This is a genomic window from Pseudomonas sp. ASL3, assembly GCF_056680425.1.
Window position 1 is genome coordinate 6,241,685 of the sequence record NZ_CM155281.1, and the last position, 26,503, is coordinate 6,268,187.

The 26,503-nt window shown below is 59.2% G+C and carries 24 protein-coding genes; 8 read left to right on the forward strand and 16 right to left on the reverse strand.

The genetic code is table 11. From position 1 onward, the window contains the following. Positions 1-94 precede the first annotated feature (94 nt). Both ribA and AC1MEE_RS28675 read left to right on the forward strand, forming a co-directional pair. Positions 95-712 (forward strand): GTP cyclohydrolase II, encoded by a 618-nt coding sequence (gene ribA / locus AC1MEE_RS28670; protein WP_480412804.1) that lies wholly within the window; start codon positions 95-97, stop codon positions 710-712. Then, entirely contained in the window at positions 709-1,128 is a 420-nt protein-coding gene (locus AC1MEE_RS28675) for an MFS transporter (protein ID WP_480412805.1), read from the forward strand. The genes ribA and AC1MEE_RS28675 overlap by 4 nt, the downstream gene beginning before the upstream one ends. Before the next feature lie 69 nt (positions 1,129-1,197). Here the strand turns inward: AC1MEE_RS28675 and dxs are convergent, their stop codons facing one another. The 16 genes from dxs to exaC form a co-directional block, all read right to left on the reverse strand. Then, the gene (gene dxs / locus AC1MEE_RS28680; protein ID WP_480412806.1) at positions 1,198-3,123 is read right to left on the reverse strand and encodes a 1-deoxy-D-xylulose-5-phosphate synthase; all 1,926 of its coding nucleotides are present in this window, start codon (positions 3,121-3,123) and stop codon (positions 1,198-1,200) included. A gap of 153 nt (positions 3,124-3,276) precedes the next feature. After that, complete coding sequence (gene ispA, locus AC1MEE_RS28685; protein ID WP_480412807.1) at positions 3,277-4,164, reverse strand: (2E,6E)-farnesyl diphosphate synthase; 888 nt, start codon at positions 4,162-4,164, stop codon at positions 3,277-3,279. Continuing rightward, a complete protein-coding gene (locus AC1MEE_RS28690; RefSeq protein ID WP_449641781.1) occupies positions 4,161-4,403 on the reverse strand; it encodes an exodeoxyribonuclease VII small subunit in 243 nt (80 codons plus the stop codon). The genes ispA and AC1MEE_RS28690 overlap by 4 nt, the downstream gene beginning before the upstream one ends. Positions 4,404-4,500: 97 nt before the next feature. Next, positions 4,501-5,277 carry a GGDEF domain-containing protein gene (locus AC1MEE_RS28695; RefSeq protein WP_480412808.1) on the reverse strand — a complete coding sequence of 259 codons (777 nt, stop codon included), beginning with the start codon at positions 5,275-5,277 and terminating at the stop codon, positions 4,501-4,503. Between the two features lie 7 nt (positions 5,278-5,284). Next, positions 5,285-5,674, reverse strand: a complete 390-nt coding sequence (locus AC1MEE_RS28700) for a DUF1987 domain-containing protein (protein ID WP_480412809.1) — start codon at positions 5,672-5,674, stop codon at positions 5,285-5,287. Positions 5,675-5,695: 21 nt separating this feature from the next. Continuing rightward, positions 5,696-6,265: a SiaB family protein kinase gene (locus AC1MEE_RS28705; RefSeq protein WP_480412810.1), complete on the reverse strand. Its 570-nt coding sequence runs from the start codon at positions 6,263-6,265 to the stop codon at positions 5,696-5,698. After that, complete coding sequence (locus tag AC1MEE_RS28710; protein WP_480412811.1) at positions 6,262-7,503, reverse strand: SpoIIE family protein phosphatase; 1,242 nt, start codon at positions 7,501-7,503, stop codon at positions 6,262-6,264. The genes AC1MEE_RS28705 and AC1MEE_RS28710 overlap by 4 nt, the downstream gene beginning before the upstream one ends. Before the next feature lie 949 nt (positions 7,504-8,452). After that, entirely contained in the window at positions 8,453-9,184 is a 732-nt protein-coding gene (locus tag AC1MEE_RS28715) for a LexA family transcriptional regulator (protein ID WP_480412812.1), read from the reverse strand. Between the two features lie 238 nt (positions 9,185-9,422). Then, on the reverse strand, positions 9,423-9,950 hold the full coding sequence (ppa, locus tag AC1MEE_RS28720) for an inorganic diphosphatase (protein WP_480412813.1): 528 nt from the start codon (positions 9,948-9,950) through the stop codon (positions 9,423-9,425). A 115-nt stretch (positions 9,951-10,065) separates the two neighbouring features. Further along, complete coding sequence (locus tag AC1MEE_RS28725; RefSeq protein ID WP_480412814.1) at positions 10,066-10,878, reverse strand: M90 family metallopeptidase; 813 nt, start codon at positions 10,876-10,878, stop codon at positions 10,066-10,068. 6 nt (positions 10,879-10,884) lie between these two features. Continuing rightward, complete coding sequence (locus AC1MEE_RS28730; RefSeq protein WP_480412815.1) at positions 10,885-11,532, reverse strand: DedA family protein; 648 nt, start codon at positions 11,530-11,532, stop codon at positions 10,885-10,887. Positions 11,533-11,734: 202 nt separating this feature from the next. Next, a complete protein-coding gene (locus AC1MEE_RS28735; protein ID WP_480412816.1) occupies positions 11,735-12,193 on the reverse strand; it encodes a GNAT family N-acetyltransferase in 459 nt (152 codons plus the stop codon). Positions 12,194-12,299: 106 nt separating this feature from the next. Continuing rightward, complete coding sequence (gene eutC / locus AC1MEE_RS28740; protein ID WP_480416366.1) at positions 12,300-13,163, reverse strand: ethanolamine ammonia-lyase subunit EutC; 864 nt, start codon at positions 13,161-13,163, stop codon at positions 12,300-12,302. Between the two features lie 11 nt (positions 13,164-13,174). Next, complete coding sequence (locus tag AC1MEE_RS28745; protein ID WP_480412817.1) at positions 13,175-14,569, reverse strand: ethanolamine ammonia-lyase subunit EutB; 1,395 nt, start codon at positions 14,567-14,569, stop codon at positions 13,175-13,177. Positions 14,570-14,705: 136 nt separating this feature from the next. Next, a complete protein-coding gene (gene eat / locus AC1MEE_RS28750) occupies positions 14,706-16,076 on the reverse strand; it encodes an ethanolamine permease (protein ID WP_480412818.1) in 1,371 nt (456 codons plus the stop codon). A gap of 147 nt (positions 16,077-16,223) precedes the next feature. Next, entirely contained in the window at positions 16,224-17,744 is a 1,521-nt protein-coding gene (gene exaC, locus AC1MEE_RS28755) for an acetaldehyde dehydrogenase ExaC (RefSeq protein ID WP_480412819.1), read from the reverse strand. Positions 17,745-18,042: 298 nt separating this feature from the next. Between exaC and AC1MEE_RS28760 the strand changes: the two genes are divergently transcribed. The 6 genes from AC1MEE_RS28760 to AC1MEE_RS28785 all read left to right on the forward strand — a co-directional run bounded on the left by AC1MEE_RS28760 (position 18,043) and on the right by AC1MEE_RS28785 (position 25,826). Beyond that, a complete protein-coding gene (locus tag AC1MEE_RS28760; protein WP_480412820.1) occupies positions 18,043-19,968 on the forward strand; it encodes a sigma-54-dependent Fis family transcriptional regulator in 1,926 nt (641 codons plus the stop codon). Between the two features lie 257 nt (positions 19,969-20,225). Next, positions 20,226-22,139: a patatin-like phospholipase family protein gene (locus tag AC1MEE_RS28765; RefSeq protein ID WP_480412821.1), complete on the forward strand. Its 1,914-nt coding sequence runs from the start codon at positions 20,226-20,228 to the stop codon at positions 22,137-22,139. Between the two features lie 110 nt (positions 22,140-22,249). After that, the gene (gene mpl, locus AC1MEE_RS28770) at positions 22,250-23,599 is read left to right on the forward strand and encodes a UDP-N-acetylmuramate:L-alanyl-gamma-D-glutamyl-meso-diaminopimelate ligase (RefSeq protein WP_480412822.1); all 1,350 of its coding nucleotides are present in this window, start codon (positions 22,250-22,252) and stop codon (positions 23,597-23,599) included. Next, entirely contained in the window at positions 23,596-24,225 is a 630-nt protein-coding gene (ubiX, locus tag AC1MEE_RS28775; protein WP_480412823.1) for a flavin prenyltransferase UbiX, read from the forward strand. The genes mpl and ubiX overlap by 4 nt, the downstream gene beginning before the upstream one ends. Continuing rightward, complete coding sequence (locus AC1MEE_RS28780; RefSeq protein ID WP_480412824.1) at positions 24,218-24,505, forward strand: YceK/YidQ family lipoprotein; 288 nt, start codon at positions 24,218-24,220, stop codon at positions 24,503-24,505. Before ubiX ends, AC1MEE_RS28780 begins: the two co-directional genes overlap by 8 nt. A gap of 82 nt (positions 24,506-24,587) precedes the next feature. After that, positions 24,588-25,826, forward strand: coding sequence for an ISL3 family transposase (locus tag AC1MEE_RS28785; protein ID WP_480410596.1), 1,239 nt, complete (start codon positions 24,588-24,590; stop codon positions 25,824-25,826). Positions 25,827-26,503: the final 677 nt, after the last annotated feature.

The following is a 26,503-nucleotide window of genomic DNA, read 5'->3' on the forward strand; positions in this document are numbered from 1 at the left end:
TAGGCGATAATTCAGCCTAAGCGTCTGTCGGAACCTGCTGTTACAATGTCGCCTCTGCGAATCTCCAGTCCCCATCATGATCAGGAGCACAACGGTGCCCGTCGTCTTCGTCGCCGCTTCCAAGCTGCCCACCCCTTTTGCGCAATTCACCATGCATGGCTTTCTTGAGGAAGCCACCGGGCGCGAGCACATCGTTCTCAGCCTCGGTGATGTGGCTGATGGCGCGCCAGTTCTGGGTCGAGTGCATTCCGAATGCCTGACCGGTGATGCCCTGTTCAGCCAGCGCTGTGACTGTGGCTCGCAACTCGAAGCTGCGTTACGCGCCATCGCCTCCGAAGGCCGTGGCGTGCTGCTGTATCTGCGACAGGAAGGCCGTGGCATTGGCTTGCTGAACAAAATCCGCGCCTATGAATTGCAGGACGGCGGTGCCGACACCGTCGAAGCCAACGAGCGTCTGGGCTTCGCCGCGGATCAGCGTGATTACGCGATCTGCCTGCCGATGCTGGAGCACATGGGTGTCAAATCCCTGCGTTTGATGACCAACAACCCGCGTAAGGTCAAAGCCTTGACCGACATGGGGATTGCCGTCGCCGAGCGTGTGCCGTTGCACACCGGGCATAACCCGCACAACAAACTGTATCTGGCGACCAAGGCCGGCAAGCTCGGCCACATGATGGGCAACGAGCATCTGGGCGAGGCCGATCGCGCGTGACGCGAAGCAATGTACGGCGTCGGCTGGCGCTGGCGTGGTGGTGGCAGCTGTTTCTGACGCTGGCACCACTGTTTGTCGTCAACGGATTTTTCGGCAGTAGCGAGGCCATTATCCCGGTACTGGCGATGCCGATGTTCATTGCCGGCATCGCGTCCATGTTCGTCAGTCTGCGATTCTTCGGCGGCTATAAGCGCGCCTTGATTGCCACTGAAAAAGCGCTGAACACCCCTGAAGAACCTGCCGCCTGGATCGAACTGGCGGCCCGGCGACGCATCGCTTTTCTCGCTGCCGGCCTGCCTGCGTGGATCGGGGCTTTGGCGGTATTCGTCGGGTTGGAGGCGGTGCCGCTGTTCCTGCTGGCGTTTTCCAGCGTGGTCCTGCTGTACCTCTATCGCATTCCCCGCCAATTGGGCTGATGAACCGGCTCGTTGCTCGCGCGGTGTGCCTGACACACCGCGTCGTTGCCATCGCAGACAAGCCAGCTTTTACAGCTGCGGCTCTGGTTCGGCCTTCTGCCCGATAATCAAGTCCAGGCGCTGCAGGATCGATGCTTCGATACCGTTTGCATCCAGCCCGCATTCGGCCAGCATTTGCGCGGGCTTGGCGTGCTCGACGTAGCTGTCCGGCAAGCCCAGATGCAGCACGGACTTGAGGATGTTTTCGCGGGCGAGAAACTCGCTGACGGCGGCACCGGCGCCGCCCATGATCGCGTTCTCTTCGATGGTCACCAACAGTCCATGGCTGGCTGCCATCTCCCGAACCAGCGCTTCATCCAGTGGTTTGACGAAGCGCATGTCGACCACGGTCGCATCGAGCTTTTCGGCAACCTTGAGGGCTGCGGCCAACTGCACGCCGAACACCAGCATGGCGACTTTCTGACCTTTGCGACGGACCACGCCCTTGCCGATTTCCAACGGATCGAGACTGCTGTCGATCGGCGCATTCGGGCCGGTGCCGCGTGGGTAACGTACTGCCGCGGGGCCGACATACAGATGGCCGGTACTGAGCATTTTGCGCAGTTCGTTTTCGTCGCTGGGCGTCATCACCAGCATGCCGGGGATGCAGCGCAGGTAAGACAGATCGAAGCTGCCAGCATGGGTCGGACCGTCTTCGCCGACCAGACCTGCACGGTCGATGGCAAACAGTACGTCGAGGTTCTGCACGGCCACGTCATGGATCAACTGGTCGTAGCCGCGTTGCAGGAAGGTGGAGTAGATCGCCACCACCGGCTTGGCGCCTTCGCAGGCCATCCCCGCAGCGAAAGTGACCGCATGCTGCTCGGCGATGGCGACGTCGAAGTAGCGTTTCGGGTAGCGTTCGCTGAACGCAACCAGATCCGAGCCTTCTTTCATCGCCGGGGTGATGCCGACCAGGCGTGGATCGGCTTCAGCCATATCGCACAGCCATTGGCCAAACACGCCGGAATATTTCGGTCCGCCGGCTTTTTTCGGCGCTGCGGCAGGGGCGTCCAGCGGTTCGAGCTTGGTGATCGCGTGGTAGCCAATCGGGTCAGCTTCCGCCGGGGCGAAACCTTTGCCCTTTTTGGTCACCACATGCAGGAACTGCGGGCCCTTGAGGTCACGCATGTTGCGCAGGGTAGCGATCAGCGTCGGCAGGTCGTGACCGTCGATCGGGCCGATGTAGTTCCAGCCCAGCTCTTCGAACAGTGTGCCGGGGACCAGCATGCCCTTGGCATATTCTTCGGTGCGGCGGGCGATTTCCCAGGCCCCGGGCAGGCGCGACAGCACTTTTTTGCTGCCTTCACGCATGCTTGCGTAAGTGCGGCTGGAAAGGATTTTCGCCAGATAGTTCGACAGCCCGCCGACGTTGCGCGAGATCGACATGTCATTGTCGTTGAGGATCACCAGCATGTCGGCGGCGACTTCCGGCGCATGGTTCAGCGCCTCGAACGCCATACCGGCCGTCAGGGCACCGTCACCGATAACGGCGATGGCCTTGCGCGAGCTGTTCTGCAAGCGGGCGGCAATGGCCATGCCCAATGCAGCGCTGATCGAGGTACTGGAGTGACCGACGCCAAAGGTGTCGTACTCGCTCTCGCTGCGACGCGGGAAGGCGGCAACACCGTCCTTCTGGCGCAGGCTGCCCATCTGGTGTCGACGACCGGTGAGGATTTTGTGCGGATAGGCCTGATGGCCCACGTCCCAGACCAGACGGTCGTCCGGGGTATCGAAGACATAATGCAGCGCAATGGTCAGCTCGATGACACCCAGGCCGGCACCGAAATGCCCGCCCGTCTGGCCAACGGTGTAGAGCAATTCCTGGCGCAGTTCATCAGCCAGGGTTTCCAGCTCAGCCTCACCCAACCGGCGCAGGCCGGCCGGCGTATTGGCACGGTCGAGCAGGGGCGTGGTCGGGCGCTCGCGGGGGATCTCTTTGAACGTCGTGGGCATCAGGCGAATCGTTATAAGTAGAAGAGGCGGCAGTTTACCTGATGCATCGCAAGCTGCCCACGAAGCACAGCACAGGATGGTCAGACAGTGGCATTTATCTCGTAGGTTTCCGGATCCGACCTTTGCCCGTCAGTTCGTTGCAAAGGTGTATTTTCAGCTACGACGGTCAACGATGTACCGCGCCAGCTCGCGCAACGGCTCGGCCGATGCGTCGAAAGGTCGCAGTGCGTGCAGCGCCTGATCACGAAGCTCCAGCGCATAGCTCTTGGCAGCTTCCAGGCCCAGCAGGGACGGGTAGGTTGGCTTGTCGCGGGCAATATCGGCGCCCTGACGCTTGCCGAGGGTGACGGTATCGCTTTCGACGTCGAGGATATCGTCCTGCACCTGGAAGGCCAGGCCAATCGCCTGCGCGTAAGTCTGCAGGGATTTGAGTTCGGCTTTTTCGGCGCGGCCACTGGCCAGTGCGCCGAGTTTGACGCTGGCTTCGATCAAGGCACCGGTTTTATGCCGGTGCATGAAGGCCAATGCGGTCTGATCAAGCTTGAGACCTACTGAACCCAGATCAATCGCCTGGCCGCCCACCATGCCGGCCGGACCTGCGGCCTGGGCCAGCGTGCTGACCATGCTCAAGCGGGTTTCGGCATCCTGCGGCGTCAGCACCGGGTCGAGTAAAACACTGAACGCCAGGCTTTGCAGGCCATCACCGGCGAGAATCGCGCAGGCTTCATCGAATGCTTTATGGGTGGTGGGTTGGCCGCGACGCAGATCGTCGTCGTCCATCGCCGGCAGATCGTCATGCACCAGCGAATAGGCGTGGATAAGTTCCACCGCGCAAGCCGCGCCATTAGCCAGTTCCGGGGCGGCGCCCAACGCTTCACAGGCGGCATACGCGAGCAGCGGACGCACGCGCTTGCCGCCGTTCATTACGCTGTAGCGCATGGCGGCATACAGGCGGGTCAATTCGGGGCTGGGTGCCTGAAACAGGCCCTCGAGCGCCGCGTTGACGCGTGCCTGACTGTGGGCCTGATAGACGGCAATCATTCCGGCTGGTCCGCGTCGAAGGGCTCTTCAGCCAGTTCACCGTCGCGTTCGAGCAGCACTTGCACCTTCTGCTCGGCTTGCGCCAGCGCACTCTGGCAATCGCGGGTCAGGCGGATACCTTGTTCGAAGGCGGTCAACGAGTCCTCCAACGACAGCTCGCCGTTCTCCAGGCGTTCGACCAGCGTTTGCAGATCAGCGAGGGACTGTTCGAAATCCAGTGCAGCTTTCTTGCGGGCCATGGCGGCTATCTCGGTAGACGTTAAACCGGCGCGACACTAGCAGAGCGAGGGCTCTGGGGCAAATGACAGGCCGATATCCGGTGTGTGGGCCAACACCTCAAACCTGGCGCAGGATACCGCCAGGCTTCTGGCCGACCACTTCCACTCTGTTACGCCCCGCACGTTTCGCGCGGTAGAGGGCGGCATCGGCCAGGCCATACGCGGTGTCGAAATCGGTGCCGCCGGGACTGATGCTCACGCCGAAACTGGCGGTGATGCAGCGATCCACCGGCGCGGCGAAGACATGGCTGGCGATCGCGTCGCGCATGGCTTCGGCAAGCTGCACGGCGGCGGCCAGCTCGTACGTGGGCAGCAAAACGGTGAACTCTTCGCCGCCGACTCGCCCGATAGTGCCGGCGTCAGCCACGATTCGCCGCAGGCAGGTGACGATGCCCTGGATCACCGCATCGCCCGTGGGGTGGCCGAAGTCGTCATTGACGCGTTTGAAGTAATCAATGTCCAGTACGATCATCACTACGCTGCCATCGCGCAGGGCCCGCCCCGCCAGCTCGATCACCGCGCCGCGATTCAGGATGCCGGTCAGCGCATCATGCGTTGCACGATGTTCAAGCTGCTGGGCGAGCGTCTGCAACTGTAGGTTTAGTGCATTCATCTCGCGCTCGGCGCGGTCGCTGCGACCGATCAGGCGACGGGTCTCGCGCATAAGGCGCTCGAAGTGCGTGCTCAATTCCCCCAGCGATTGGCGATACACCTGCGCGTCGGCATCAGATGTGGCCAGCGACGCGCGGGCTTTCTCAAGTGCGGAATTCTCGCTCTTGAACAGGTCCGGCACGTCACCCATAGGCGCGAATGGGGAAGACACTAAAGTGGACATGGCGTCCTCACTGAGCCGCAACCGGGTGATCGATGAAGTCGATCGACTGGAAGTCAGCTCGCAGTTCCTCACCAAACTCGAAGATCGTGTCGTCCTCTTCGTCGTGATACCAATTCATCTGCACGCGGTTGCCCGACTGTACCGACCGGTCCAGCGCGTCGAAGATGCTAAACAGCATCTTGGTGCTCGAACTATTGAAATAGGCCAGCGCGACGTTCGTGGTGATCGCTGCCCCTTCACAGGTGGCCAGATACGCTTGCAACTGCTGGATGATCGGGGTGTAGAACGCCGCGGCGTTTTCCGGATAAGACTCACCGGTCAGCGACAGCAGGTGTTGATCGAAACGGAAATCGACTTCGGGAGAAGTTGCCGTTGCAGCGATATGCAGGTTATCCATGGCTCGTGTCGCTCTTCTTGTTCAGATGATGGCTTTCAGGCAAAACAGCGTGGTTGCGGGGTCATCCGCACGCGGGTGAAAGGCGAATTCCAGCGGCGCGCTCGCGTCGCGCGCCATGGTCAGAAACCCCAGGCCCGCGCCCTTGCTGTCCACCGGGGTTTCGGCGCGCAACGACACTTTGTAGGCCTGTTTGATCTGTTCGAGCGACATGTTGCGCAAGGGCTCCAGCTTATCGCGCAGGGCCTCGACGTCGGTGGTGGCGATAGGGTTGGCGCACAGCATCAGATGGCGATCGGCGTCCGCGGTAATACACACCGCGCCCTGTCGCATCGCAGCGCTGTCGAGCCCGCCAGCGGCCAGCGCGTCCGACGAATAGTGGATGATGTTCTGCGACAGCTCGACGAAGGAGGAGAACAGCTTGCGGCGGGTCGGGCCGCTCACCCCCGACACTTCCAGCTGGAGTTTCACCACCTCAGCCATTGCCGCCACGATGCTGTGGGAGAAATAACCCATGTGATAGAAAATCACGTTGCGTTGTTGGGCCAGGTCGAAGAAGGCGCAGTCCTGGCTGGAAAGAGGCGAAACACTCATAGGTTTTCCTGAATGCGGGCACAAAATAGGGTCAAGTCGTCGCGGCGGCTCTGCGCTCCTTGCCAGTCTTCAAGCGCCTGTCGCAGTTGCTCGGCGATTGCACTGGCGGACTCGTCACGGTGTTCAAGGATGACGTCGCAGGCTCGACGTTTGCCGAACGCTATCTTTCGCGGGCCACCGATTTGATCGATCAAACCATCGGTCGCAATGAACAGCACGCTATCGGGCGGCAGCGAAACCGTGGTTTGTGTCCATTCATAGTCGGCATGGCTGTCCACGTAGCCGACGCCCATGCGCTGCCCCGCGAGGGTGTCGAAATGATCGGCACCGGGACTGAGGATATGCAACGCGATCCGCGCGCCAGCAAATGTCAGCTCGGAGCGTCGAGTGTCGAACCAGAAGAAAGCGGCATCCAGGCCATCGTTGGATTCGGGGGTGTCGTCGACGCCGTTAACCTGGCCAAGCAAGCTCTTGACGCTACGATTGACCGCCCCCAGCAACGCCGCCGGGTTGCGCGGGCCGAGTTGCTCGAGTGCTTTCGACAGTGAAGACGAAGCGATCAACGTCATGAACGCCCCCGGCACACCATGCCCGGTGCAATCAGCCACCGCGCCGAACCAGCCGTCTGGATGGGTCACGAAATGATAGAAGTCGCCGCCGACCACGTCGCGTGGCTCCCACACCAGCGCGGCGTCGCGCAGGGTCGAGGCCAGCGTCTCGCGCGAGGCGCGGAGCATGGCGCGCTGGATGACACTGGCATACTCAATACTTTGCATGATCTGGCGGTTCTTCTCCGCTTGCATGGCAGCCACCACGCCCATCAGCTGCAGGCCGTTGCCCAGCCCCGCGAAACGCCCCTCGCGGGTGACGATAAAACCATCGGCCAAAGCTTTCTCACCGAATTCCACGGTCTTGAACGTCAACGCCTCGATGCTCATCCCTGCATCGACAATCAGCGGCTCTTTGTCCATGAAGGCGATGCAGCTTTTCTTGTCGTAGAGTTCGCGATGAAACGGCTTACTCATCTGCGACAGAAAGATATTGCGGTTGATCAGCCCGATCGGCCTGTCCCCTTCGATAACCGCCAGGCTTGTCATGTCACGCTGCGAAAACATCTCCATCACCAGCGAATTGGAGCCCGCCGCGTCTATCGCCGGCATGTCATGACACAAATCGCCGGCACACTTATGGTCTCCCGGCGTTTCGGGGCGACGGAAAGGCGAGAACGCAGAGTGCATGGAGGCTCATCCAGTAGCCGGGGGAGGGGTGATATTAAGTCGCCATTATGTCGGTTGTGTGACGGGGGGGGCGGTACTTGCGTTATCGGTTCTACGGGCCTTTCCCAAAGTGCGCGGTTTTTTCCGGCCGCGACCTAAAGTACATGGCGTTTTTTTGCCCGGCGTTGCTCGGGCGGTCAATTGGGCAGCAGCCTGCTGCACAATTGCTTGAGCCTTTGGGCCATGGCTTACCCAGCATTGCCGAAATCGAGGCGTAACTGGCGACCGATCTGGACACAGGAAGTGATCTGTATTGGCCGAAGATCCATGGGAGATTCCGCCCCGTCTTCGACGCCGCGCTGTCGCGCAGCAAACTGGGTCGCGATTCTGCCCGGAGGGCGTAGGAGCTGACTTGTCTGCGAAAAGGGCCGAAGGACCTTCCAGCGATATCGTGTCCAGCCCATTTACGACTGCTTCGCAGCCGATCGCAGACAAGTCAGCTCCTACAGTCGATCGGCGCCTAGTCGAAAATATCAGAAATAGAAATATTACTTATCAACTACTTACAGGTTGTTTGATGGGAGAGGAACTCTGGTCTGATTCAGCAAGTGCTGGTCACCAGATAGGGGCGAGGTTGGTGGTTAGAAGGCGCTTTCAAAAAGACATTAAAAAGCCGGCTTGTGGCCGGCTTCTCGGGGACGGGCTTGGTTTATTTTTGGTAAACCGCAACCGCCTTCAAAATGTGCGACCCGCAGCGGGGGCGACTGGATAGGGGGGGCGAGGTGAGCGTGTCGCTCGCGTCGTCTAAAACGTGGCGCGAATCATACTGGGGTTCGCGGCTGATGCCCAGCTTTTGCATTGATCATTCTCGTTCCAGTCGGCTTGCAGTCTTCGCAGGCAAGCCAGCTCCTAGGGATTGGGGTATGGCTGAGGTTTTGGATCTCAATGTTGAACACTCCGTTTAGCATCTTTATCGAAACGATGCCGTCCGTCGCCGGGTGTTTAATGTTGACCACCAGAAAACCCAGCCCATGACCCGGATATTTTGTTGCTGAATTTGTTCGGCGGTGAAAATTTCGTCCGGGTATTCGGTGCTGTTGTGGCTACGCGCGCGCAGGGCGCCGCCTGGCTGGCGATAGAGGTATTTCACGCGAAGCATGCCGTCATGTTCGAGTGCATAGATTTCGCCGTCGATTACTTGGGTCATTCCACGGTCGATGCCGATGATCGAGCCGTGCTGGATTTTCTCGGCCATGCTGTTGCCGATCATCGCTGCGCAGACCGCTTTATTGGGGTCGATGTTCATGGCCTGCAGGGTGCTCAGTGGCAGGCGGATTTTGCGGTTGGGGGATTCGGCGACCACGGTTTGGCCAGGTCCGTTGGCTGATTCGATCTCCTTGAAGAGCGGCACTTGCACGTCTTCGAAGGCCGGATCAGTGTGTGTCCTGGCCGCGACTGAGGTGTTGCTGCCTTTGCCGTCATCGATGTCGTCGCCGGGATGTTTCGGCCCATCACCCGAGCGCAGCCACCGCGCGTTGACGGTTAATAATTTAGCCACTTCCTCCAGTCGGGCCATGGGTATGCCGCGCTTGAACCAGTTGTTCACGTGTTGCGGCGTCACCTTGCGATTGGCGGCGAAGTCTGTGGCAGAGAGATGGCACTCCCGAAGGAGGGCGCGTAAGCGATCACCTGATGTATTCATAAACACCGAGTTTACGGAGGTCGAGAGGTCGTTTAAATAAACGAGGTGTTCAAATGAGAGGTGCCTCAAAACGCGATGTGATTACGCGGCCTACAAGACTGAGGCTGTGTTGTAGGGTGTTTCCGAGAGTGTTTCGTGGCGGGCAAACAGTCGAATCCGAGGCAAAAAAAAAGCCCCGGCTTCCAATCAGGAAGCCGGGGCTCTTTTATGTCGCTACTGGCGCAGCAACTGTCGTTGATCAGCCTTTGAAAGCTGCTACCGACTTCATGATCTCGGTGCGGGCAGCTTCAGCATCGCCCCAACCTTCGATCTTCACCCATTTGCCTTTTTCGAGATCCTTGTAGTTCTCGAAGAAGTGCTGGATCTGCGCGAGCAGCAGGGGTGGCAGGTCGGTGTACTCTTTGACGTCCACGTACAGCTGGGACAGCTTGTCGTGCGGAACTGCGATGACTTTGGCATCGCCGCCGCCGTCGTCGGTCATGTGCAGGATGCCGACCGGACGGGCGCGGATCACTGAGCCTGGCGAGACCGGGTAAGGGGTCACGACCAGCACGTCGAGGGGATCACCGTCGTCAGCCAGGGTGTTGGGGATAAAACCGTAGTTGGCCGGATAGAACATGGGGGTGGCCATGAAACGGTCAACGAACAGGCAATCGGTTTCTTTGTCGATTTCGTATTTGATCGGCGCGTGGTTGGCCGGAATTTCGATCGCGACGTAGATGTCGTTCGGCAGGTCTTTACCAGCCGGAATCTTGCTGTAGCTCATTGGGCATTGCCCCCGTAGTTGACCAGTCAGGCTTTGGTCGTAGAGACCAAAAAGTGGGGGCGATTATAGGCATATTCAGAGCCCGTTGCCACGCGTGGCAATGGGCTTGTAGACCTTAGTCGTGGGTCTTGTACGCAGGATCATCATGTTGAAGTTGCTGCAGGCGCGCCAAAGTGTCTTGCCGGTAGAAGGCTTTCAACTGTTCGTAGACGGCTGGGTAGGCGTTGGCCAACACGTCCGGCGCGCTGAAGAAGTATTCGCTGGTGACGGCGAAGAACTCGGCGGGGTTTTCCGCAGCGTACGGGTCGATGGCGGTCCAGGCATGCGGGTGGCGGTCCAGGTGTCGGTTGAGGTCGTCGTAAGCGGATTGCATGACGCTGGCCCAGTCGCTGGTGCGCATGTCGCTGTGCAGCGGCGGCTGGCCATTGGCGGAGCCATTGAGCATGTCGAGCTTATGCGCCAGTTCGTGGATGACCAGGTTGTAGGCGTCCCAGCTGCCGCTGGACAACACCCCCGGCCACGCCAGGATCACCGGGCCCTGAAGCCAGGCTTCGCCGCTGTGCTGGCCATTCCATTGGTGCTCGACGCCGCTGGCGTCGCGATGGCGTTGCGGGCTGATGAAGTCGTCCGGGTACAACACCAACTCATGAAAGCCCTGATACCAGTTCAATTCGCCGAGATTGAGCAGCGGCAATTGCGCCTGGGCGGCGAGAAACAGGCGCTGCTCGTCGTCCAGTTCGACACCCGGCATGGCGTTCAGGTGCTTGTCTTGCAGGAATACTACGCAGCTGTCGCGCAGGTGCTGGTCTTGCTCGGCGGTCAACCCGTCGAGAATCGCCAGCCGTTGCCGAATGCGATTCCAGACGTTTTGATCCACAGGATGCCGGGCGAGCAACCGGCGTCTGCGCCAGTCGCTAAGCGACCACATCGAGGGCTAGCGGGCGTTGGCTGAACGGGCCATGCGGCTGCGCACGAAGCCGATGATCATTGGCATCAGCGATATCAGAATGATGGCTACCACTAGCAACGACAGGTTCTTTTTGATGAACGGCACGTTGCCGAAGAAGTAACCCAGCGTTACCAGCCCACCGACCCACGCGATGGTACCCAACACGCTGAAGCTGAGAAAACGCAGGTACGGCATCTTTGCCACGCCCGCAACGAAGGGCGCGAAGGTACGGATGATCGGCAGGAAGCGCGCGAGCGTCACGGTTTTACCGCCGTGGCGATCATAGAAGTCGTGGGTTTGTTGCAGGTAATCGCGACGGAAAATTTTCGAGTTCGGATTACTGAACAGTTTTTCGCCCGCCGTTCGGCCAATGATGTAGTTGGTGCTGTCACCAAGAATCGCCGCCAGCATCAGCAGGCCACCGAGCAGGATCGGGTCCATGCCGCCGCCAGCTGCGACCGCGCCAGCGATGAACAGCAACGAGTCGCCGGGCAGGAATGGCATTACCACTAACCCGGTCTCACAGAAGATCACGAGAAACAGAATCGCGTAGATCCAGAGGCCGTAGTTGGTCACGAGCATGTCGAGGTACACATCGAGATGCAAAATAATGTCGATCGGGTTGAAATCCATGTACGGCACCTGTGTAGATGACCCAGCCTTGGGTCGCGCGCTAAAGAAAGGGCTGCATTATAGGGCTAGAAACCAGCCTTGCCGGGACAGTTTGTCGCCTGGCATGTCAATAAAGTGTCTTCTTTGATGGGCTATGAGTAACTAAATGTTACTCATAGCCGGCAGGTTTCTTCGCAGGCAAACCTTCTCCGACAGGATCGGTTCAATCCCCGCTGATAGGCAACACATAGTTAATGAACTGCGTGTCCACGCGAAAACCGATGGATTCATAGGTTTTCCGTGCCACGTCGTTGTTAGCACTGGTTGAAACGCGCATGCGCACAGCCTGGGTTTCCTTCGCCATTTGTTTTGCTTTCTTGATCAGATGGTCGGCAACCAACTGGCGGCGGGCATCTTCGGCGACGTAGATGTCGTTAAGAATCCACACGCGCTTGAGCGACAGCGACGAAAAGCTCGGATAGAGCTGGCAGAAGCCGAGCAGCTTGCTGTCATCGTCATCGTGCAATGCCAGGTAGATAACCGACTCTTTGCGACGCAAGCGTTTTTCCAGAAAGGCGCGAGATGAATCAGGGAAAGGCAGCTCTCCGTAGAACTCGCGGTATTTGACGAACAGCGGGCTCAACAGGTCCAGGTGCTCCAGGGTGGCTTGAATGATCCGCATACTTAGGGCCTCAATTTCACAAAGGGGAAATGACAGCGAACGGGTCGCTCAGCCAGTCGTTTCTCGATGCTGCCTAAAGCCTTTAGAAAGCGCAATCTAGTCACGCTCAGTCTTCGGGCCTTGCCAGCAGGAAATTTCCGTTTACAGGGGCAGACGGGTCTGATTCCAGCGTGTGAAGCTGGGTCTCATCCTTCAGATGGACCCCCGACAGCTGGCGCCGACAGGCTTCGCGCATCAGGTAGAGCAGGCGATGCGCGGCCATCCCGTAGCTCAACCCCTCTAAACGGACATTGGAAATGCAATTGCGATAGGCATCGGTCAGGCCAACCTTCGGGCCATAGGTGAAATACAGGCCCAGGCTGTCCGGCGAGCTGAGACCGGGGCGTTCGCCGATCAGAATCACCACCATCTTCGCGCCGAGCAGTTCGCCGATTTCGTCGGCCACCGCGACGCGGCCTTGCTCCACCAGAATCACCGGAGACAGCGACCAGCCTTCGGCAGCGGCCTGTTCTTCCATCCGCGCCAGAAACGGCAGCGTGTGTCGATGCACTGCCAGTGACGATAAGCCATCAGCCACCACCACGGCCAGATCGACGCCGCCGGGGTGGGCCAGGGCGTAGTCGCGCAGTTGCTGAGCGGACTCGTCGTTCAGACGCCGACCCCGATCAGGGCGTTGCAGGTAGTTGTCACGGTCAGTCGCCGCGCTGTGCAGTAGCAGGGTGTCGCGCCCCCGTTCGGCCATTTGCGCGCTGAGCCCGGCGTGGTCGAAGGGTAAATGCACCGCATCGCGGGCTTGTGCGTGAGCAAACTGGAAATCCAGCTGCGCGCCAGTCGGCATGCTGGTGCCAGTGCGGCCGAGGGCGATCCGTGCCGGAGTGAGGCGGCGTAATTCCAGCCACGGGTTCTGGCTGTCGGTGGGTAAAACGACCTGCTCTTCTATAGGCGGTCCATCTATCGGTAGCTTAACCATGGGCAGGTCACTCATCCTAAATGCGCCATGGCCTGGCGGAAGGCCGGCGGCAGGCTATCACCGAAGCGCACGCGGCCATCGGCTTGGGTAAAAATGCCCATTTTCGCCAGCCACGCCTCGTATTCCGGGGCAGGCCGCAGGCCGAGGGTCTGGCGTGCATACAGCGCATCGTGAAACGAGGTGGTCTGGTAATTGAGCATGATGTCGTCGGAGCCTGGGATGCCCATGATGAAGTTGATCCCGGCCACGCCCAGTAGGGTCAGCAGGGTATCCATGTCGTCCTGATCAGCTTCGGCATGGTTGGTGTAGCAAATGTCGCAGCCCATCGGCACGCCGAGCAGTTTGCCGCAGAAGTGGTCCTCAAGACCGGCGCGGATGATCTGTTTGCCGTTGTACAGGTATTCCGGGCCGATAAAGCCGACCACGGTGTTCACCAGAAACGGTTTGAAGTGCCGGGCTACAGCATAAGCGCGGGTTTCGCAGGTTTGCTGATCGATGCCATGGTGGGCGTTGGCCGACAATGCGCTGCCTTGGCCGGTCTCGAAGTACATCAGGTTTTGCCCGAGGGTACCGCGCTGGAGGCTCAGGCCCGCGTCGTAACCTTCCTGAAGTACGTTCAGGTTGATGCCGAAACTGGCGTTGGCCGCTTCGGTGCCGGCGATGGATTGAAACACCAGGTCCAGCGGCACACCACGGTTGATCACTTCAATCGAGGTGGTGACGTGGGTCAGCACGCAGGCCTGGGTCGGGATCTCGTAGCGCTGGATGATCGCGTCAAGCATCTCCAGCAGCGTGCTGATCGACGACGTGCTGTCGGTGGCCGGGTTGATGCCGATCATGGCGTCGCCATTGCCATACAGCAGCCCGTCGAGAATGCTGGCGGCGATCCCGGCCGGCTCGTCGGTGGGGTGGTTGGGTTGCAGCCGTGTCGACAGGCGCCCGCGCAGGCCCATCGTGCCGCGAAAACGGGTGACCACACGAATTTTCTGCGCCACCAGCACCAGATCCTGCACGCGCATGATCTTCGACACGGCTGCGGCCATTTCCGGGGTCAGGCCAGGGGCGAGGGCACGCAGGCTGTCTTCATCGGCGTGATCGCTGAGCAGCCAGTCACGCAGGCCTCCGACCGTGAGGTGGCTGACGACGGCAAACGCCTGTTTGTCGTGGGTGTCGATGATCAATCGGGTGACTTCATCGTCTTCGTAAGGGATCAGCGCTTCTTCAAGAAAGTGCTTGAGCGGGATATTGGCCAGTGCCATCTGCGCAGCCACGCGCTCGCCGTCATTGAGCGCCGCAACGCCCGCGAGGAAATCCCCGGAGCGCGCGGGACTGGCTTTGGCCATGACGTCCTTGAGGCTGTCGAAACGGTAGCTCTGGGCGCCGACTGAATGGGCAAAAACGGCCATGGACGGAGTCCTCCTGATTCTATGAACGCACTGAACCTGTGGGAGCAGGCTTGCCTGCGAATAGCATGACGCGGCCTATCAGCATGACCGCGTCATCGTTCTTCGCAGGCAAGCCTGCTCCCACAGGTTATGCAACTTATATACCGGTGAGCATCGCGTCAGCCGGAGCATCGGAGCGCTGCTTGGCGGTCAGTTGGAAGTAGATGAAGCCTACAACCATGAAGCCAAGGAAGATCAAGCCGATCAGCGCGTTGAACCAGGCCATCGCCACCAGGCACACCACCGCCAGAAACAGAGCGATACCGGGCACGATGGGGTAGCCGGGCGCGCGGAAGGTGCGTTCCAGCAGCGGTTCGGTTTTGCGCAGTTTGAACAGGCTGAGCATGCTGATGATGTACATCACGATGGCGCCGAACACCGACATGGTGATCATGGCGGCCGTCAGGGTCATGCCTTGCAGATTGACCAGGCTGTCGCTGTAGATCGCCGCGATGCCGATCACGCCGCCGGCCAGGATGGCCCGGTGCGGTGTCTGGAAACGCGAAAGCTTGGCCAGGCTTTTTGGCAGGTAACCGGCGCGAGCCAGGGCGAAGAACTGCCGCGAGTAGCCGAGAATGATGCCGTGGAAGCTCGCCACCAGACCGAACAGACCGATCCACACCAGCATGTGCATCCAGCTGGAGTTAGTGCCGACCACGGCTTTCATCGCCTGTGGCAGCGGATCGTTGATGTTCGACAGTTGCCGCCAGTCGCCCACCCCGCCGGCCATCACCATCACACCGATCGCCAGAACCACCAGGGTCAGAATGCCGCTGACGTAGGCTTTAGGGATGGTGCGTTTCGGGTCTTTGGCTTCTTCAGCAGCCATGGCTGCGCCTTCGATGGCGAGGAAGAACCAGATGGCAAACGGGATGGCGGCGAAGATTCCGGGCACCGAGGCGATGCTGAAGGTGTCGGCGCCGGACCAGCCGTTCAGGGCGAAGTTACTGAAGCTGAAGCCGGGCGCGACCACACCCATGAACACCAGCAACTCGATGACCGCCAGCACGGTCACCACCAGTTCGAAGGTGGCCGCGATGCTGACACCGAGGATATTCAGGCCCATGAACACAATATAGGCGCCCATCGCCGCATGCCTCGGATCCAGCTCCGGGAACTGCACGTTGAGGTACGCGCCGATGGCCATGGCAATGGCCGGTGGCGCGAAGACGAACTCGATCAGCGTGGCGATCCCGGCGATCAAGCCGGCTTTTTCGCCAAAAGCCCTTAGGCTATAGGCAAAAGGTCCGCCGGCGTGAGGAATGGCGGTGGTCAGCTCGGTAAAACTGAAGATGAAACAGGTGTACATCGTCGCCACGATCAACGTGGTGATCAGGAAGCCCAGCGTACCCGCCGCGCCCCAGCCGTAACTCCAGCCGAAGTATTCGCCGGAAATCACCAGGCCAACGGCGATGCCCCATAAATGCAGCGTGCCGAGTGTCGGTTTGAGCTGTGTGGTAGAAGTCATAAGTCCTCGCTTGTGTTTTATTTTTTGTTTTATGGACTTTCAATAACCAGTATTGATTTCGATAGCTAAACGCACGCAACCCCCGTGCCAGTTGCGGACGAAGCCGCAACTGACTCAGGAAGAAGGTTTAGCGTGTGATGTACGGGTTTAGAAGAAGCCCAGCGGGTTGGTGTCGTAGCTTACCAACAGGTTTTTCGTCTGTTGGTAGTGCTCAAGGGCTACTTTGTGGGTTTCGCGGCCGACGCCGGATTTTTTGTAGCCACCGAACGCAGCATGCGCCGGGTACAGGTGATAGCAGTTGGTCCACACGCGACCCGCTTTGAGGGCACGGCCGACGCGGTAGGCGCGGTTGATGTCGCGGGTCCACAGACCGGCGCCCAGGCCGAACTGGGTGTCGTTGGCAATGGCAATGGCTTCGGCTTCGTCCTTGAAGGTGGTGATGCTGACCACCGGGCCGAAGATTTCTTCCTGGAAAACCCGCATCTTGTTATTGCCTTTGAGCAGGGTCGGCTGGATGTAGTAACCGGTGGACAGGTCGCCACTGAGTTTTTCTACATTACCGCCGGTCAGCAGCTCAGCGCCTTCAGCTTTGGCGATTTCCAGGTACGAGAGGATCTTGTCGAATTGCTGCTCCGACGCCTGAGCGCCGACCATGCAGTCAGTGTCCAGCGGGTCGCCGCGTTTGATCTGCTCGACCTTTTTCATCACTGCCTTGATGAACTCAGGGTAAATCGACTCTTGCACCAGCGCCCGCGACGGGCAGGTGCAGACTTCGCCCTGGTTGAAGAACGCCAGCACCATGCCTTCGGCGGCCTTGTCGATGAACTCCGGCTCGGCTTGCATGATGTCTTCAAAGAAGATGTTCGGCGACTTGCCGCCCAGCTCCACGGTGGACGGAATGATGTTTTCCGCTGCCAGTTTCATGATGTGCGAGCCCACTGGCGTCGAGCCGGTAAAGGCGATCTTGGCGATTCGTTTGCTGCTGGCCAATGCTTCGCCAGCTTCGCGGCCATAGCCTTGCACCACGTTCAACACACCCGGAGGCAGTAGGTCGCCGATCAATTCCATCAGCACGCTGATGCCCAACGGAGTTTGTTCGGCAGGTTTGAGGATGACGCAGTTACCGGCAGCCAAGGCCGGCGCTAGCTTCCAGGCGGCCATCAACAGCGGAAAGTTCCACGGGATGATTTGCCCGACCACACCCAGTGGCTCATGGATGTGATAGGCCACGGTGTTGCCGTCGATTTCGGCAGCGCTGCCTTCCTGAGCGCGCAGGCAACCGGCGAAATAACGGAAGTGATCGACCGCCAGCGGGATATCGGCGTTCAGGGTTTCACGAACGGCCTTGCCGTTGTCCCAGGTTTCAGTGATGGCCAGTAGTTCAAGGTTTTGCTCGATGCGGTCGGCGATTTTCAGCAGAACCAGCGAGCGCGCCTGCACCGAGGTTTTGCCCCATGCATCGGCAGCGGCATGGGCGGCATCCAGGGCTTTTTCGATGTCTTCGGCGCTGGAGCGTGGGAACTCAGCGATCAGCTTGCCGTTGACGGGCGACGTGTTTTCGAAATATTGGCCTTTGACCGGCGGCACAAACTCGCCACCGATGTAGTTACCGTAACGGGTTTTGAAGGTAACGAGAGAGCCTTCAGTACCGGGATGGGCGTAACGCATGGTGAGTGTCTCCTGACTTTTGTGGTTATAGGGGGAAGACGCGCTGTAGCGCTTGCATTAAGCGTAGTGCAAAGGTCGGGCCAGCGCCCTGAACGGCCCGGTTTATAAGGCTTTCACCAGTTTTTACGATGGCGAGACGCCAGCTTTGTCGCGCATCCGGTACGGCCCGGGTGACACTTTGTGCCGTTATCGATACAGGTCTTGACGAGTGGTCTGGCTGACATTGCAATACGGGTTCCCGTGGAGGATGCTGGGCGCCACCTCCCCAAAAGAACTACAAAAAGGAGAACTATAAAAAGTGCACAATCATCTGACGCGGCACGCCCAGCAAGTTCTGACCGTTACCCAAGGCAAAGCGCATTTGCGCGGCCCGGGCAGCGATCCGTCCATCGCCCGCTCTTGGCTGCGTTGTCTTGAGGACTACCATCTCGACCCGGCATTGGTCATGGCGCCGACGGTCCTCGAGCATGACCGCTTACTGGAAAGCCGCGAGCGCCTGCAGCAAGTGCTAAGCATCGCCGGTGGCGAAATGACCAGCCTGCATCAGCAGCTCTCCGGTGCTGGCCATGCGGTGCTGTTGACCGATGCGCGCGGGGTGATCCTCAACTGCGTGACGGCCCCCGCCGAACACAAAATTTTCGAACGCGCAGGGCTCTGGCTGGGGGCCGACTGGAGCGAAGCCTGCGAGGGCACTAACGGCATCGGCACCTGTCTGGTCGAGCGGCAGTCGCTGACCATTCATCAGGACGAACATTTCCGTGGCCGCCACACCGGGCTGACCTGCTCGGCCAGCCCGGTGTTCGACCCTCACGGCGATTTGCTGGCGGTGCTCGACGTTTCGTCGGCGCGCCATGACGTGTCGCGGCAAAGTCAGTTCCACACCATGGCGCTGGTCAATCTCTCGGCGAAGATGATTGAGAGCTGCTACTTCTTGCGCTATTTCGACAACCAATGGTTGCTGCGTTTTCACTTGCAGGCCGAATCCGTCGGCTTGTTCAGCGAGGGCTTGCTGGCGTTTGACGGCGAAGGGCGGATCAGTGCCGTCAACCAGAGCGCCTTGAATCTGCTGGGCCTGGGCCGTGGCGGTTTACTCGGTCAACCGGTGGATGTCTTGTTCGATTGTTCGCTGGATGAGCTGCTTGGTCGTGCCAGCGTTCAAGCCAGTGCCAGTTGGCCGCTGCGCACTCGCGACGGTCGACGCTTGTTTGCGCTGCTGCGCGGACAGCCTCGCAGCGTGCCGCAAGCTGTGCCAGTCGGCCCGCCAGTTGCGGTACCGCGTGTGAGCGGAATTTGCCTGGGTGATGCGGCCCTGCAGAATGATTTCCGTCGCGCCCTGCGGGTGTTCGAGCGCGATGTGCCATTGCTGATCAACGGCGAAACCGGCTCTGGCAAGGAGGCCTTCGCCAAAGCCGTGCATCAGGCCAGCTTGCGTCGCGATAAATCCTTCGTCGCGCTCAACTGTGCGGCGATCCCGGAAAGCCTGATTGAAAGTGAGTTGTTCGGCTATCGCGGCGGCAGTTTTACCGGTGCACGCAAGGAAGGCATGCGCGGCAAGCTGCAGCAGGCCGATGGTGGCACGCTGTTTCTCGATGAAATCGGCGACATGCCGCTGGCGCTGCAAACTCGCTTGTTGCGCGTGCTTGAAGATCGCATGGTGGTGCCCATCGGCGGTGAGCCACAGGCCGTGGATGTACGCATTATCAGCGCGACCCATCGCAATTTGCTGGAGCGGGTCGCGGATGGCAGTTTCCGCGAAGACCTGTATTACCGCTTGAACGGTCTGGAAGTCGCCTTGCCGCCGTTGCGCGAGCGCAGCGATAAATCGCAGTTGCTGGATTTTCTCCTGGAAGAGGAGGCTGGCGGCGAGGCGGTGGTCCTCGACGCAGCGGCCCGTCGCGCACTGCTGGATTTCGCCTGGCCGGGCAATGTGCGGCAATTGCGCACTGTGTTACGTACTCTGGTGGCGTTGTGTGACGACCAGCGTATTAGCTTCGATGAGCTGCCAGTCGCTATCCGACAAAGCGCACCGGCACCTTTCCTCGCACTTGTCAGCGAACATCCACTGGACGACGCCGAACGTCTCGCCCTGCTGTCAGCCTTGGAGGGCCAGCGCTGGCACATGAGCCACACCGCCGAACAGTTGGGCGTGAGCCGCAACACCCTGTATCGCAAGTTGCGCAAGCATGGGATAGCGCGTCAGGAAAACTTCGAACACGCCAGGTAAAACGGTGGAGCAGTCGTTCGTGCGAAGTTCTTGCGAGGCAGTGCTGCTTGGCTAAGCTGGATTGTGCAGTCATTGGGGGCAGAACCACCCCTCTACGGGTTCACATTATCGAAATGAAGTAAGTCCTGAAGTGGGTTGTAGGCGCTCGATAACTCGCATTAACAACCGGCTGCGTTGTTGAAGAACCCTGATTTCTCCTTCCTCCCGGATTGCCCGGGATGGATTGCGCATGTTCAAACATGGACAAGGGGATTCAGATGGAAGACGACAATGTCGGCAACAATCATTTCGGCAACTACCGTGAGATAGAGCCGCAACCGGACGACGACACGTTCGAAATCGGGTTGGTCATGGCCGGCGCTGTCTCGGCGGGGGCGTATACGGCGGGTGTTCTGGACTTTTTAATAGAAGCTCTGGATGAGTGGCAGAAAGAAAAACAACGCTGTAAAGGCACCGAAGAAGAATATTCGATACCTCAACACAACGTGCGGATACGGATTGTTACGGGGGCGTCAGCCGGCAGTATGAGTGCGGCGATCCTGGCGGTGGCGGCGCGCTACCAGATACCGCACTTCAGCGCCGCCATTGCGGGGGTTGCGGGTTATTCCCATGTCAGTGAAGCGATCAAGGAAATCGGTTCCGCCAACCCTTTCTACAAGGCGTGGGTGCAGGATATTTCCATGGAAAAGCTGCTGGAGACGAACGATCTCGACCCGCCCGACGCTACCCTTGATTCAATATTGGACAGCACGACGCTATTGGAAATCACCAAACATGCTCTGGAGTATCCAGCCCACTCGAATCCCCCGGAACCGGTTGTAAGTCGCGATTATTTCGCGGACCCTGTGCGTTATATATTTACCCTTGGCAACCTCAGGGGACTCTCCTTTTTCTTTCCCATGATCGGCGTCAGCACCGGGGCCGGCCTGGAAATGTCCATGCATAAGGACTATCGAAGCTTTTCGGTTAGTTATGGCGGCAACCCCCTTGCCGATAATGTTAAAGCCGATGACATTGCGCTGAGTTGGGACGCTGGCGGCACGGATGGCTGGAAAACGCTGGGCATGACCGCACTGGCCAGCGGTGCATTTCCGGTGGGGCTTGCGGCAAGACCCTTGTCACGACGGGTGTGCGACTATGACTATCGATTCGTCATCGCGCCGGGCGAAATGATCCCCGGCACCGAGGGCCAGCGTTTCGGACCCCCACAGATTAAAAAGCTCACTCCCAATCCGGACAAATTGGGCGCCTCGCCGTACAACAGTTTCTATGTCGATGGTGGCACGATGGACAACGAGCCGCTGGATCTGGCTCGCATCGAACTGGCCGGGTTGAGAGGGAGCAATATCAGGGACGGTAGCCTGGCGCATCGAGCGGTCTTGATGATCGATCCTTTCCCCGATGTGGCTAACTCCGACGATACGCCGGCAGGGCAGAACTCGGCGTTGTTACCGGTCATGGGACAACTGATGGGGGCGTGGAAGAACCAAGCCCGGTTCAACCCTGAAGACCTGGCGCTCGCCGCGGATGAAAACGTCTACAGCCGGTTTTTGATCAGTCCTGAGCGTGAACATAAGTCTGCGCCGGAACAGCTCGATATCGCTTGCGGCGCGCTGGGTGGGTTTTCCGGTTTCTTTAGTATCGAATACCGCCACCATGACTATTTGCTCGGTCGTCGGAATGCGCAGAAGTTCCTGACCGACGTGTTTACCTTGCCGACCAGCAACTCGTTGTTTACGCCGTGTATGACCCATAACGGGGGCGCGTTGTTGGCGAAATGGGGCTCTTCCGATCACCTCAACCCAAGCGTAAAACACCTTCCCATCATTCCATTGGTGGACGGGCTGCGCGCAAACGGAGGGGTGGAGGAGCTTCCCAGCATCTGGCCGGCCGGCGTATTCAAGGCAGAAAGCCTTCGGGAGGCCATTTCAAACCGCCTTGATAAAGTCGTGGGCAAAGCGCTGGAGCCCCTGAAGTTGAGCTTTGTAGACCTGGCTGCCGCTAAAGCCGGGATGTGGCTGATCAAGGGAAAAATATTGGATGCCGCAATAAAAGCCATCGACGACGGTCTCATCCAGGGCGGACTGGGTAGCCCTGGGCAGACGGTACACGCCGAGGTGCTGTTCCCGACTGACCCGGATAGTTTTGTGCAACCACCTGAAGGGTTATGAATTTCGCGGGGCAAAGCGCAGTCCTGCTCACGATCCTGGCTGCTTCTAAACTCGAGGTGCGATTTACCGCCCTCTGAGCTAACCTGCGCCCATGTTTTACGAGGTTGATCATGCATATTCATATTCTTGGTATTTGCGGCACGTTCATGGGTTCGCTGGCGGTACTCGCCAAAGAGTTGGGCCACCGGGTCACCGGCTCTGACGCCAATGTCTACCCGCCGATGAGCACGCAGTTGCAGGCGCAGGGTATCGAACTGACCCAAGGCTACGACGCGGCACAGCTCGACCCGGCGCCGGATCTGGTGGTCATCGGTAATGTGCTGTCGCGGGGCAACCCGGCGGTGGAGTACGTGCTGAACAAAGGCCTGCCTTATGTTTCCGGCCCGCAATGGCTGGCCGATCACGTGCTGCAAGGCCGCTGGGTGTTGGCCGTCGCCGGTACGCACGGCAAGACCACCACCAGCAGCATGCTCGCCTGGGTGCTAGAGCATGCGGGCATGAGCCCCGGCTTTTTGATCGGCGGTGTACCGCAGAACTTTGCTGTGTCGGCGCGTCTGGGCGACACGCCGTTCTTCGTAGTCGAGGCTGATGAGTACGACAGCGCCTTTTTCGACAAGCGCTCCAAGTTCGTCCATTACCGCCCACGCACCGCAATTCTGAACAACCTCGAATTCGATCACGCAGATATCTTCCCGGATCTGCCAGCGATCGAACGGCAATTCCATCACTTGGTGCGGACCATTCCCAGCGAAGGGCTGGTGATCCATCCGACCACCGAGCCGGCCTTGTTGCGAGTGATTCAAATGGGCTGCTGGACCCCGGTGCAGACCACCGGGCAGGGCGGCCAATGGCAAGCGCGCCTGCTCAGCGAAGACGGTTCGCGCTTCGAAGTGATCTTCGAAGGCGCCGTGCAGGGCGTGGTCGAGTGGGACATGACCGGCCAGCACAACGTCGCCAATGCCTTGGCCACCCTGGCGGCGGCGCGGCATGTCGGTGTACTGCCCAAGCAGGGTGTCGAAGCGCTGAGCCTGTTCAAAAGCGTCAAGCGCCGCATGGAGAAGGTCGCCGAAGTCAACGGCATCACCATCTACGACGATTTCGCTCATCATCCGACAGCGATTGCCACCACCCTCGATGGCTTGCGCAAACGCATCGGCGATGCGCCTTTGATCGCGATCATCGAGCCGCGCTCCAATTCCATGAAGCTCGGCGCGCACCGTGATGGTTTGCCGGAAAGCGTGCGCCAGGCCGATCAAGTGGTCTGGTATGCGCCGGCCAATCTGGGCTGGGATCTGGGCGCCACTGCGGCCTTGTGCACGGTGCCGTCGGTGGTGTGCGATTCCCTTGACGCGATCATCGCTCGGGTGAAAAGCCAGGCTCGACCGGGCACCCAGATCGTGATCATGAGTAACGGCGGCTTCGGCGGCCTGCACGTCAAGTTGGCCGAGGCGCTGAAATGAGTGGCCCGGAACGCATCACTCTGGCGATGACCGGTGCCTCTGGCGCTCAGTACGGTTTGCGCTTGCTCGACTGTCTGGTGCGTGAAGATCGGGAAGTGCACTTCCTGATCTCCAAAGCGGCACAGTTGGTAATGGCTACCGAGACCGATGTCTCGCTGCCGCCCAAACCGGTGATGATGCAAGCGTTCCTGACCGAATATACCGGCGCCGCGGCGGGGCAGATTCGGGTGTATGGCAAGGAAGACTGGATGTCGCCCGTCGCTTCTGGCTCGGGCTCGCCCAGCGCCATGGTGGTGGTGCCCTGTTCCACTGGCACCTTGTCGGCGATTGCTGCCGGGGCCTGCAACAACCTGATCGAGCGCGCGGCGGACGTCACCCTGAAGGAGCGCCGCCAGTTGATTCTGGTGCCGCGTGAGGCACCGTTTTCCAGCATTCATCTGGAGAACATGCTCAAGCTGTCGAACCTGGGCGCGGTGATTCTGCCGGCCTCGCCGGGCTTCTACCATCAGCCGCAGACTATTGATGACCTGATCGATTTCGTCGTCGCACGAATTCTGAATCTGCTGAATATTCCTCAAGACATGCTGCCGCGCTGGGGCGAGCATCATTTGGGCGCCGATGAGTAAATATTTAGTGCTGACCCTGCTGGTGCTGCACCTGACCGGCTGCGCTACTGCCCGTACGCTTGATGCTGCCAAGCCGGGCGCTCCCATTGTCTATTCGGGGGCGCGTCTGGATTGGTATGCAATAGAGGGCGGTTGCTGCGAGAAGGATCATTTCGGCGCCGAGGCACCCAGTTGGCCTCGCGTGGATCTGCCAGCCAGCGCCCTGCTCGATACCCTGCTGCTGCCACTGTCGCTGCTGACGGTGTTGGGTGTGGGGGTTCAGGCGACGGGTGGGTTGTAAGCGTCTGATAGCGCGCGAACAAGTTCGCTCCTATCAAACAAGGGGCTTCACCGTTTTGAGTGGGTAATCTATTCTCCTCCCCATGAGAGATATTGATTTATATGCCCAAATTCTTGGGCTCCAGGCTCCGTGGAAAGTGGTCGCAGTTAACCTTGACCGTGCGTTGGGGCAAGTCGTTGTCGGCGTTGGAGTATCTGATGCTGCTGCGTTCACCTGTCCGCAATGTGGCCTGCACGCTTCGCGTTATGACAAACGCAAACGTCGTTGGCGGCATCTTGATACGTGTCAGTTCGTGACCATTCTAGAGGCTGAGGTGCCCAGAGTTCATTGCGCCGAGCATGGCGTGGTGACTGTCGAGGTCCCGTGGGCAGACGCTGGTTCAGGTTTCACCTTGATGTTTGAAGCATTGGTGATCAACTGGATCCAGGAAGCCAGTATTCAGGCAGTCTCGCGTCAACTCCAGACAAGCTGGGGCAGCATTGACCGGATCATGGCTCGCGCCGTCAGACGCGGATTGGCGCGTCGAAAACCGTTATCACCGACCCAGATATGTGTGGACGAGACTTCGTTTCAAAAGCGTCGCGAGTACGTCACCGTGGTGACCGACCCCGCAACGGGTCAGGTCTTGCATGTGGAAGACGGCAACCTCACCCAGAGCCTGGAAGCGTTTTATACGAAGCTCAATAGCGACCAGAAGCAAGCTATTACGGGCGTTTCGATGGATATGTGGCCCGCCTTTATCAGCGCGACCCAGCGTCATATTCCGGATGCCATGCACAAAATAGCGTTCGACAAGTTCCATGTGGCCAAGCTGTTGAGTGAGGCGCTGGACAGAGTGCGTCATATGGAGAACCGCGAGTTGTTAAAGGCCGGCTCCACGGTGCTCAAGAACACGAAATACGTCTGGCTCAAGCGGGCTGAGAACATGACTGAGCGACAACAGGCAACCTTCGAGTCGTTGCGAGAGGGTTCGTTGCGTACAGCCAAAGCGTGGGCGATCAAAGATCTGGCCATGCAGTTGTGGCGAGGTAAGGATCGGGATGAGGTCGAACAACAGTGGAACCACTGGCTGGAATGGGCCTTGAACAGTGGGCTGCCACCGATGTGGAAAGTCGCCAAAACGATCAAGCGACGACTGTGGGGCATCGTCAACGCCATCGTGTTGAACCTGCATAACGGGCATGCAGAAAGCATGAACGCACGCATTCAACGGCTCAAGCAACGCTCTTGCGGGTTTCGAAATCGGGAGCGTTTTCGCAATGCCATTTACTTTCATTTTGGTGGTTTGGACTTATACCCGGAACGTCTCCAAAACTCATAACACCCACTTGATCCGGTGAAGCCCCTCAAATAACCTGTAAATCATTGATAAATAAAATATAAATCTTAAGTCCGGCACCGATCCAATGTAGGAGCTGACTTGTCTGCGAAGACCATACGCTGCGGTCTTTCAGGCATACCGAGTCACGGCTTTCGCAGACAAGTCAGCTCCTACGCCCTTCGGGCAGAATCGGTACCCTGTTTGCTGTGCGACAGCGCGGCGTCGAAGACGGGGCGGGCCCTCCTATCAAACAATGCATAACCAGCTGAAATAAAAAGATTATTTTGTAGGAGCGCGCTTGCCCGCGATCGGCTGCGGAGCAGTCGCAAAATCAGCGAACTCTATTCTGGCAATAGAACTGTGCTCAGCATTTTCGGGCCCGCTTCGCGGTCCATCGCGGGCAAGCGCGCTCCTACAATTGACCGTGTTTGCTGTGCGACAGCGCAGCGTCGAAGACGGGGCGGAATCTCCTATCAAGCACCATTTAAGTCATTGATAAATAAGATATAAATCTTAAGCCCGGCACCGATCGACTGTAAGAGCTGACTTGTCTGCGATCGGTCCGGGGTCGCGTCCGGCCGAAGCAGTCGCAAATGGGCTGGACACGATATCGCTGGAAGGTCCTTCGGCCCTTATCGCAGACAAGTCAGCTCCTACGCCCTCCGGGCAGAATCGAG

Coding starts and splice junctions, on each gene's coding strand:
- dxs (WP_480412806.1), bottom strand. CDS start 3,123: ATGCCCACGACGTTCAAAGAGATCCCCCGCGAGCGCCCGACCACGCCC.
- ispA (WP_480412807.1), bottom strand. CDS start 4,164: ATGATTGCCGTCTATCAGGCCCACAGTCAGGCACGCGTCAACGCGGCG.
- AC1MEE_RS28690 (WP_449641781.1), bottom strand. CDS start 4,403: ATGGCCCGCAAGAAAGCTGCACTGGATTTCGAACAGTCCCTCGCTGAT.
- AC1MEE_RS28695 (WP_480412808.1), bottom strand. CDS start 5,277: ATGTCCACTTTAGTGTCTTCCCCATTCGCGCCTATGGGTGACGTGCCG.
- AC1MEE_RS28700 (WP_480412809.1), bottom strand. CDS start 5,674: ATGGATAACCTGCATATCGCTGCAACGGCAACTTCTCCCGAAGTCGAT.
- AC1MEE_RS28705 (WP_480412810.1), bottom strand. CDS start 6,265: ATGAGTGTTTCGCCTCTTTCCAGCCAGGACTGCGCCTTCTTCGACCTG.
- AC1MEE_RS28710 (WP_480412811.1), bottom strand. CDS start 7,503: ATGCACTCTGCGTTCTCGCCTTTCCGTCGCCCCGAAACGCCGGGAGAC.
- AC1MEE_RS28715 (WP_480412812.1), bottom strand. CDS start 9,184: ATGAATACATCAGGTGATCGCTTACGCGCCCTCCTTCGGGAGTGCCAT.
- ppa (WP_480412813.1), bottom strand. CDS start 9,950: ATGAGCTACAGCAAGATTCCGGCTGGTAAAGACCTGCCGAACGACATC.
- AC1MEE_RS28725 (WP_480412814.1), bottom strand. CDS start 10,878: ATGTGGTCGCTTAGCGACTGGCGCAGACGCCGGTTGCTCGCCCGGCAT.
- AC1MEE_RS28730 (WP_480412815.1), bottom strand. CDS start 11,532: ATGGATTTCAACCCGATCGACATTATTTTGCATCTCGATGTGTACCTC.
- AC1MEE_RS28735 (WP_480412816.1), bottom strand. CDS start 12,193: ATGCGGATCATTCAAGCCACCCTGGAGCACCTGGACCTGTTGAGCCCG.
- eutC (WP_480416366.1), bottom strand. CDS start 13,163: ATGGTTAAGCTACCGATAGATGGACCGCCTATAGAAGAGCAGGTCGTT.
- AC1MEE_RS28745 (WP_480412817.1), bottom strand. CDS start 14,569: ATGGCCGTTTTTGCCCATTCAGTCGGCGCCCAGAGCTACCGTTTCGAC.
- eat (WP_480412818.1), bottom strand. CDS start 16,076: ATGACTTCTACCACACAGCTCAAACCGACACTCGGCACGCTGCATTTA.
- exaC (WP_480412819.1), bottom strand. CDS start 17,744: ATGCGTTACGCCCATCCCGGTACTGAAGGCTCTCTCGTTACCTTCAAA.
- AC1MEE_RS28765 (WP_480412821.1), top strand. CDS start 20,226: ATGGAAGACGACAATGTCGGCAACAATCATTTCGGCAACTACCGTGAG.
- mpl (WP_480412822.1), top strand. CDS start 22,250: ATGCATATTCATATTCTTGGTATTTGCGGCACGTTCATGGGTTCGCTG.
- ubiX (WP_480412823.1), top strand. CDS start 23,596: ATGAGTGGCCCGGAACGCATCACTCTGGCGATGACCGGTGCCTCTGGC.
- AC1MEE_RS28780 (WP_480412824.1), top strand. CDS start 24,218: ATGAGTAAATATTTAGTGCTGACCCTGCTGGTGCTGCACCTGACCGGC.
- AC1MEE_RS28785 (WP_480410596.1), top strand. CDS start 24,588: ATGAGAGATATTGATTTATATGCCCAAATTCTTGGGCTCCAGGCTCCG.